This is a genomic window from Alteromonas sp. AO-Serp, assembly GCF_017849675.1.
In the GTDB taxonomy this organism is placed as follows: Bacteria; Pseudomonadota; Gammaproteobacteria; order Enterobacterales; family Alteromonadaceae; genus Alteromonas; species Alteromonas macleodii.
Genome location: NZ_JAFLMX010000032.1, coordinates 1 through 8,640, shown reverse-complemented (window position 1 = coordinate 8,640; position 8,640 = coordinate 1). Strand labels below are relative to the sequence as shown.

Below are 8,640 nucleotides of genomic sequence, written 5' to 3'. Positions count from 1 at the left end.
GTAATTAACATAATGGTGGTGCGAGTAAGTAGAATCTTTTTCATACAAGCAATTTGCCGTATAGACGTCTATATGTCAACCGCAGTTTTCACTACACTGTGTTGCAAAAAGTGCAACACTCTTTAACTAATATTTCTTTTTAAGGTACAAATACGAGTTCAAGCCGTTTCTTTGCTGGCTTACTAGTATTCAAGTAGCTTTAAACAACGACTTATTTCTAAGATCATTCAAACCTAACTCAATCAAAACCTTTCTTTAAGCCAAACTCGCCTTTAAAAATGGGGCTGTTGCACTTTGCTGAACTTTAGCAACCTCCTCTGGTCTGCCTTCAGCAACTATTTCTCCTCCCTCATCACCAGCGCCTGGCCCCATATCAATAATGTGGTCGCAAGCCCCAGCCACCTGCATATTGTGCTCAACCATCACCACAGTATTCCCCGCTTCAACTAAGGTGCTTAAATGCTGCATAAGCAATGCAGTGTCTGAAAGATGTAAACCTGTTGTAGGTTCATCAAGCACGTATAGGGTATTAGCATTTTGGGCACGTTTAAGTTCTGACGCTAATTTAATGCGCTGCGCCTCGCCGCCTGATAATTCAGTGGCACTTTGCCCAAGGGTTAGATAGCCAAGCCCTACGTTCATTAGCGTTTTAAGTCCCCGCGTAATAACTTGATTATCACTAAATACAGATAGTGCTTCTTCAACCGTAAGCGATAATACATCAGCGATAGAATGCTCATTGTAACCAACTTCCAGTACGTTATCGTTAAAACGCTGACCGTTACAAACAGTACAGGGGGAATAAACACTCGGCATAAATAGTAATTCTACCGATACCACACCCAAGCCTTCACAATGTGGGCACCGCCCTTTTGCAACGTTAAACGAGAAATGACCCGCATCGTAACCACGGGATTTTGCTTCTTCGGTTGAAGCAAATAAACTTCTGATTTGGTCAAATATGCCGGTATAGGTTGCCAAAGTTGAACGGGGAGTCCTGCCGATGGGAGACTGATCTACCACAACTATACGGCTTAACGCTTCAAGTCCGCTTTCAATACAGCCTTGTCGCGGTTCACTTTTAAGTGAAAAAGTGTCGTTAGTAAGAAGCGAATTGGCGTCAGTAAGCAGTTCTTTCGTTTCTCTTGTTTCTTGCGCTCGCTTCCCTTCTTTCTCGGCTGTATTTAAACCACCTTTGACTAACTCAACTAATGCTTGGCTAATTAAACTCGACTTTCCAGAGCCGGAAACGCCAGTGACACAGGTCATCACACCTAGTGGAATATCAATATCAACATGGCTGACATTATTTCTGGACACGTCTTTTAAACGCAATCCCCCTGATGATTTACGTTTTATACGCTGGCTTAGTGCTTTATTGTTAAAAACATAGTCTGCCGTTAAAGAGTTTTTTGTGCTTGCCAGTTCTTTAACCGGCCCACTATAGACAAGCTCACCTCCGTTCACTCCCGCTTTCGGCCCTACATCTACGACCCAGTTAGCCCCTTTGATGACGTAAGGATTGTGCTCGACAACGAGCAGTGAATTGCCCGTATCGGTAATATTGTGAAGCGCGTGAATAAGCCCTTCTACATCGCGAGGGTGAAGACCTGATGAGGGTTCATCCATAACAAAGACAACGCCAAATAAATTCGATTTAAGCTGGGTCGTCAGACGCAATCGCTGTAGTTCGCCTACTGAGATACTTGTTGTACTTCTATCTAACGAAAGGTAATGAAGCCCAAGCGCTACTATGGGCTTCACTCTTTCAATAATGTCGCCCGTAATAGTACGTATCACCTGACCACGCTCTGAAGTATCACCTTTGACTGACTTTCTTAATGCCTGAAGCTTTTCGTGAACTTGCTGTAGTGGCAGCCTTGAAAACTCAATAATATCTAAGCCATCAACTTTCACTGCCAGCGCATTTTGCTTAAGCTTTTTTCCACGGCAAACCGGACATGCTTCAACAGATATAAAGGGAGCAATTCGCTGCTTCATTTTCTCTTTTTGAGAGGTTTTAAACGTATCGAGCACATGACGTCGCGCGCTGATAAACTTGCCATTGTAGCTGGCAGGCTCGCCCTCTTGTTGTGCTTTACGGGTTTGCGCTAGGTTATAGTTTCGGTATACAGGTAACTGAGGCATTTCGTCGGTAAATAAGATCCAGTCACGGGTTTTTTGAGGCAGTTCACGCCATGGAATATCAACATCGATATCTAGCGACAACAATACCCTTACTAGGTTTTTGCCCTGCCATGCACCAGGCCAAGCTGCCACAGCGCCCTCACGTATGGTGAGGCTGTCGTCGGGTACAAGGCGATGAGCTTGTGTGTCAAAAACTTTTCCAATACCGTCACAATGTTCACATGCACCTTCGGGCGTATTAGGAGAAAACCCGTCTGCGTAGACAATGCTCTGCCCTTTGGGATAATCCCCGGCCCGGGAATAAAGCATTCGCAGACTATTAGAAAGCGTGGTGATACTACCAACGGAAGAACGAACTGAAGGTGCGCCCCGGCGCTGGTGCAGGCCCACAGCAGGCGGTAAGCCGTCAATCACGTCTACGTCAGGTTTCTCCACCTGCTCAATTAGTCGTCTGGCATAAGGTGATATTGAATCTAAATAGCGGTGCTGAGCTTCTGCGTAAAGCGTACCGAAAGCCAAAGAAGATTTTCCTGAGCCAGATACACCGGTAAACACCACCACTTCATTTCGCGGTATATCAATACTGATATTTTTTAAGTTGTGTACACGAGCGCCGCGTACGTTAATTTTTCCCTCATCATTGTGCACTTCATCACCTGCATGTCACCTTTATTAAAGAATATTTAGATACAGGCGCTGTATTTCGATCACTATTTTTAAACAAACACATCAGCTGTCTGAGATGAGATGTTGAGCTAAAAAATCCACCAGCAATCTAATTTTAGGTGCAACATTTCGGTTTGAAGGAAATACGGCCCAAATAGCCTCTTGCTTGTCTTTGTACTCGGGAAACAGCTCTATTAGCTGACCAGAGGCTAGCGCTTTACGCACGTAAAAACCGGGTAGCTGTGCAATACCCAAACCAGCAACCGCGGCGCTGCATAGGGCATTCCCGCTGTTATACCGTACTCTTCCCTGTACAGGAATTGATTGAATTTTATTATCGATAAGTAAACGCCAATAGGGTTGTGACCCCACCAGCAACGAGTGCTCTTTTAACTCTTCAATACTTTTGGGTTGACCTTGCTCTTTAAAATAATCCCTACTTCCGCATACAAACAAATGACGTGTAGCCAGCTTTTTTGCAACCAGCGTCGAGTCTTCTAGTTTGCCAATACGAATAGCGAGATCGAGACCAAGCTCCACAATATCGAGTTTTTCATTGGAGAACGTACACTGCACACTAATGCCAGCGTACTTTTGCATAAAGGTATTGAGCAATGGCGCTATGAATGCTTCGCCAAACGCTACGGGAGCGGTAAGTTTAATTAGCCCTTGCGGCGATGCTTGCAGTGCGCTCACCGCTAGCTGGGCATCTTCGAGCGCCTTTAACGCGGGCATTGCCTGCTGAAAATACTGCGTACCCGCTTCAGTAAGCGATACGCTGCGCGTTGTACGCTGTAATAATTTTACGCCCAGCTGCTTTTCAAGTGATGCGACTTTACGGCTTATCTGCGCCACTGACGTATCGAGCTTATTTGCAGCCCCGGTAAAATTGCCAACGTCAGCTACGGCACAAAACTCAGCTATGCCTTCTAGATATTTCATTATCGCCACTCGTTAGTTTAGCGTTGTTCAACAAAGCGCTGGTTTATTTAAGTACATTCTATTTGGCTAAATCAATTATTACAATTATGAAAAAGTGATTTACTAAAACTGTATTTATCAATAGTAATCCGTCTCCTATACTTTGGCCTATAAAACATCATCATTTATTTATGATTAAGGAGTCATTACATGGCGTCATTCAAAGATTCATTGCAGGAAGGTCAAACCCACATTAAATCAAAAGCTGCGGTGGCTTGGGGCCCAGGTGAGCCGTTAAAGATGGAAGAAGTTGATGTAGAGCTTCCTAAAAAGGGCGAAGTGCTTGTACGCATTGTTGCAACTGGTGTGTGCCACACTGACGCATTTACATTATCAGGTGAAGATCCAGAAGGCGTATTCCCTTCAATTTTAGGTCACGAAGGTGGCGGTATTGTTGAAATGGTGGGTGAAGGCGTGACCAGTGTAGAAGTTGGCGATCACGTTATTCCACTTTACACCGCAGAATGTGGCGAGTGTAAGTTTTGTACATCGGGCAAAACCAACCTTTGCCAAGCGGTGCGTGCAACCCAAGGTAAAGGCCTAATGCCAGACGGCACAAGCCGCTTCTCAAAAGATGGTGAGCCAATTTATCATTACATGGGCTGCTCAACATTTTCTGAGTACACAGTTTTGCCCGAAATCTCGCTAGCGAAAGTTAACAAAACCGCCCCATTAGAAGAAGTATGCTTGCTTGGCTGTGGCGTAACCACCGGTATGGGCGCTGTACTTAAAACCGCGAAAGTACAAGAGGGCGATACGGTTGCTATCTTTGGCTTAGGCGGTATTGGTTTATCCGCTATTATCGGTGCACGCATGGCTGGCGCCGGTCGCATTATTGGTATTGATATCAACGAAAGTAAGTTTGACCTAGCAAAACAGCTTGGTGCAACTGACGTGGTAAACCCTCAGAATTTCGATAAGCCTATTCAGGAAGTGATTGTTGAAATGACTGACGGCGGTGTTGACTACTCGTTTGAATGTATCGGCAACGTCAACGTGATGCGTTCTGCACTTGAGTGCTGTCACAAGGGTTGGGGCGAATCTGTGATCATTGGTGTAGCTGGTGCAGGACAAGAAATTTCAACGCGCCCATTCCAGTTAGTGACAGGTCGTGTATGGCGCGGCTCTGCATTTGGCGGTGTTAAAGGTCGTTCAGAGCTGCCAGGTATTGTAGAGCAATACTTAAATGGTGACTTTGGTCTTCAAGAGTTTATCACTCACACCATGGGTCTTGGTGACATTAACAATGCCTTTGATTTAATGCATAAAGGTGAAAGTATCCGCTCTGTTGTGCATATGGATAAATAAGCATTAGAACCAAAGCGCAGATATTTTAGAATAAAAAACAAAGGCCCGCATAAATGCGGGCCTTTTTGTAGTTACCATATGTGTAAATCTATTTGGCTCTCTTGCGTCTTATAAACGCAAAAGCTGAAAGAGGTAGCAAAATAGCCAAGCTCGCTGGCTCACTAACTGAAACACTGGATACACTCGCTAATCTAGGCGCTTCAGTTACCACGATATCATCAACAAAATTGCCATAGGTTCCTGTATTGATGGTAGAAAAACGGATGGTTGTCAGCGCAGTTTGCGCAACAAAATCACCGTAGAATTCAGACCAAGTTTTAATGGCGTGATCGTCAAACACTTGACTGAACAAAATGTTGTCCGTATCGCTGAATATGTCTAGCTGAAAACTTTCACCTTTACCTCGTGCTGCATAAGCAAATGACACATCATAGGTAGCATCTGCTTCAGTAGAGAAGCTTTGAAAAATAAAGTATCGGCCATTATTGCCATTGGCATTAAGCTCAGCATATTGGCTACCATCAAATGCATTTAACCCTTGGAAGTTATCCCATAGCTCCATATTTGTGCCGCTCCACCCATCAACTGTTCCAGCAGTGAAGGCTTTCCAGCTATTACTCTTAATATCGTTGTTCTCAAAGCTACCGTTTAAAATCAAATTGGCGTGAGCTGTCGTGCTCACACCGAAAACTAAAGATAAAACTACTAACCACTTGCTCATGTACTTCTCCGAAATCACACGTGATCCTATGATTGTATTTTACCAAGTGGTCCAACCTGTGTATCTTATTCTTTAGCATGTTGTATAAAAGTATAACTAAATAACCCCCTGCTCTAACGCCTTGAGCACTGCCCTCGTTCTATCTCGTACACCAAGCTTAGCCATGACTGAAGAAACTTGGTTCTTAATGGTGCCTGTTGATTTGAACATCGCATCTGCAATTTCTTTATTACTGTAACCCGCAGCGATCAAACGGAGAATTTCGACTTCTTTCTCAGTAAGTGGCTCTGGATTTTCAAACGACTCAAATTCTACGTTCAGTCCTTTCAAGCCTTGCAACACTTTTTCGGTTACCGCGGGCTGAATCAGCGTTTTACCATTTTTTATTTGTGTAATAGTGTCAACCAGGGTTTCTAGCGATACATCTTTAAGCAGGTACCCTTTTGCACCAGCGCGCATAGCGCCGTTTACCAGCTCGTGATCGTCAAACGTAGTAAGCATTAGCACTGGCGTACTGATCCCTTTATCACTCAGTGCAAGCAAAGTATCGATACCCGATAATTTGGGCATGCGAATATCCATTAATATCACATCACAGTTTAAAGCGTTTTCACTATCAATGAGCTGCTGACCATTTTCGTATTCGCCAACAACTTCAACGCTATCATCAAGCCCTAAAAGTGATTTGATGCCTTCCCTTACCAGCATTTGATCTTCAACTAATATAAGGCGTGTTTTCATTCGCCCTCCGGTATGTGAATTGCGATGCGAAAACCCTGCTCGGTTCGCTGCCAGCTGATAGTTCCATTTAGCTCATGAACCCGTTCCTGCATTCCTTTTAGACCATTGCCAGCCACCACATGACTTGAAGTGTCAGATTCGCTTGATCGCTCTTCCTTTCGAACCCCTTCTGCAAAAGCGCCTTCTGAATGGCTACATGGTGCTTTGTCGAAGAACTGTATGCTACTTGGCTGCTCATCACTGAGTTTCTCATCTGCAGCATGCGGCACCATACTGTCGTGCATTAGTAGGTTGTAAGCGCCGTTGTGTTGCGTCAGTGATAGGGAAAAATAATGCGCCTGTGTATGGCGTATCACGTTAGTTAGCGCCTCCTGCATACTTCGCAAAAGGCAATCGGCAATTCGCACGTTGGTTAACATTAAATTGTCGTCAATGTGCAGATTTACCATCGGCCTAGGCAAATCTTTAATTAGTGCGTTTACTGCTAATGAAAAATCAATAGCCGCATTTTCCCGAATGTCAGAAATCGCTTCTCTAACATCAGAGAGCAAAAGCTTAGCGATACTGTGGGACTGCTCAACGTGTTGCTTTATGGCTTGCGATTCAATGCTCTCTAATAAATCCGCCTTTCTAGACGCGACTTGAAGGTTGATAGTAAGCGCCGTCAAATGATGCCCTAAAACATCATGAATGTTTCGCGCTATACGCAGGCGTTCATCTTGAGTAAGCGCCTGCTTCATTAGTTGCTGAGTACTTAATAATTGTCTATTGAGCGCGTCAGCTTCTTCACGTGCTTTCGATTCTTTAATGGCCGTGTTTGACATGATCATGGCAAATAAATTGAATGTCCAAAACAGCGCGCCAGTTAAGACAGCTTGCTGCTCTTGCCACACCCACCCTTGGATGAGGATGGTGGGCAAAGCCAATGGTATTGAAAGTACGACGCACTTTTTCCAATTAACATAGTAAGGAAGAATGGCGGACCAAATAACAATGAAGATGGCAAGGTAGGCATAGGGAAGCAAAAACTGGCAAAGTACCGCTAATAGAAACATCGCCCATAACGTTGGCAGCCTTAACGAAGGCATACTGTGGTCATGCCTACTGACAATCACAAAAGTCGCAGCTAGCATACAAAAAATAGCAATGGCGGAGAGGGATCGCCAATGCATGAACGAGTATTGATGATACAAGAAGTAAAGTGCAGAGCCGCTTACAAACATCCACGTAATACATGCAGATGCGCGCTCGATATCGATGCTCACCCGCCAATGAGCAGGGATTGAGATTTTCATTCGTTTCTGACTACCTATATCTTTTCGTTCTTATAGCGTTACTTTGACAAAAAATATAGTTCAATGCATAGGCCAGAAGTCACTTTTTATTTCATGACTTCTGGCACTGTTGTCAATCTCGTGAAGTTATCACTATAAGCCTACAATTTTGTTCATTGCCAAAGGAAAGCAAGATGCAAACAATTCATGGCTTTATAGTAACGCTTCATATTTTAACGGGTGCTCTGTCACTTTTACTGTTTTGGGTGCCTAGTCTTACGAAAAAGGGCGGAAAAGCCCACAAGCAATTTGGTGGTTACTATATAAAAGCAATGCTATTTACGTCTATTAGTGGCGTTGTCAGCTCTACTATGGTGTTGTTTATTCCGCTAGTCATCTACCCAACAATGCCCGAGCACTTTGAGTCTGTTGCTTATTTCACTGCCTACCTTAGAGGCCAATATCTCTTTTTGCTGATGTTGAGCCTATTGGTGTGGAACAACGTAAGGCATTCTGTAGCGGTGCTTAAAGCGAAGCAAAATCTTGAGAAACTGCGTACTATCGAGTATCTGTGGCTACCCGCTTTGCTTACTGTTGTAGCTTCTATTGCATTGTATCAAGGTATTACGTACGGCATTACGTTAACCTGTATTTTTGCCCCTATCGCGCTGTTAAATGCCATTGGTATTGCGCGCTATGTTTATCAAAAAAACATCGTGGCAGGTACGTGGGTAACTGAGCATATTGGGCATATCATTGGCTCTGGTATTGGAGCATATACCGCATTTTTTGCCTTTGGAG

7 protein-coding genes are annotated in these 8,640 nt (G+C 44.1%); 2 read left to right on the top strand and 5 right to left on the bottom strand.

Going from position 1 to position 8,640, the window contains the following annotated elements; translation table 11 throughout:
- Positions 1–255: 255 nt before the first annotated feature.
- Both QVA83_RS02655 and QVA83_RS02650 read right to left on the bottom strand, forming a co-directional pair.
- Positions 256–2,796 carry an excinuclease ABC subunit UvrA gene (locus QVA83_RS02655; RefSeq protein WP_069944807.1) on the bottom strand — a complete coding sequence of 847 codons (2,541 nt, stop codon included), beginning with the start codon at positions 2,794–2,796 and terminating at the stop codon, positions 256–258.
- Positions 2,797–2,877: 81 nt separating this feature from the next.
- On the bottom strand, positions 2,878–3,756 hold the full coding sequence (locus QVA83_RS02650; protein WP_014950489.1) for a LysR substrate-binding domain-containing protein: 879 nt from the start codon (positions 3,754–3,756) through the stop codon (positions 2,878–2,880).
- A 189-nt stretch (positions 3,757–3,945) separates the two neighbouring features.
- Here QVA83_RS02650 and QVA83_RS02645 point away from each other — a divergent pair, with 189 nt between their 5' ends.
- On the top strand, positions 3,946–5,103 hold the full coding sequence (locus tag QVA83_RS02645; RefSeq protein ID WP_069944808.1) for an S-(hydroxymethyl)glutathione dehydrogenase/class III alcohol dehydrogenase: 1,158 nt from the start codon (positions 3,946–3,948) through the stop codon (positions 5,101–5,103).
- 88 nt (positions 5,104–5,191) lie between these two features.
- Here QVA83_RS02645 and QVA83_RS02640 read toward each other — a convergent pair whose 3' ends face one another.
- The 3 genes from QVA83_RS02640 to QVA83_RS02630 form a co-directional block, all read right to left on the bottom strand.
- The gene (locus QVA83_RS02640) at positions 5,192–5,824 is read right to left on the bottom strand and encodes a carbohydrate binding domain-containing protein (RefSeq protein WP_039226283.1); all 633 of its coding nucleotides are present in this window, start codon (positions 5,822–5,824) and stop codon (positions 5,192–5,194) included.
- 96 nt (positions 5,825–5,920) lie between these two features.
- Positions 5,921–6,565, bottom strand: a complete 645-nt coding sequence (locus tag QVA83_RS02635) for a response regulator (RefSeq protein WP_156078761.1) — start codon at positions 6,563–6,565, stop codon at positions 5,921–5,923.
- A complete protein-coding gene (locus QVA83_RS02630) occupies positions 6,562–7,860 on the bottom strand; it encodes a sensor histidine kinase (protein WP_287498115.1) in 1,299 nt (432 codons plus the stop codon). The genes QVA83_RS02635 and QVA83_RS02630 overlap by 4 nt, the downstream gene beginning before the upstream one ends.
- Before the next feature lie 173 nt (positions 7,861–8,033).
- Between QVA83_RS02630 and QVA83_RS02625 the strand changes: the two genes are divergently transcribed.
- Positions 8,034–8,640, top strand: a 607-nt coding sequence (locus QVA83_RS02625) for a hypothetical protein (RefSeq protein ID WP_287498114.1), incomplete at its 3' end; no start/stop codon positions are given.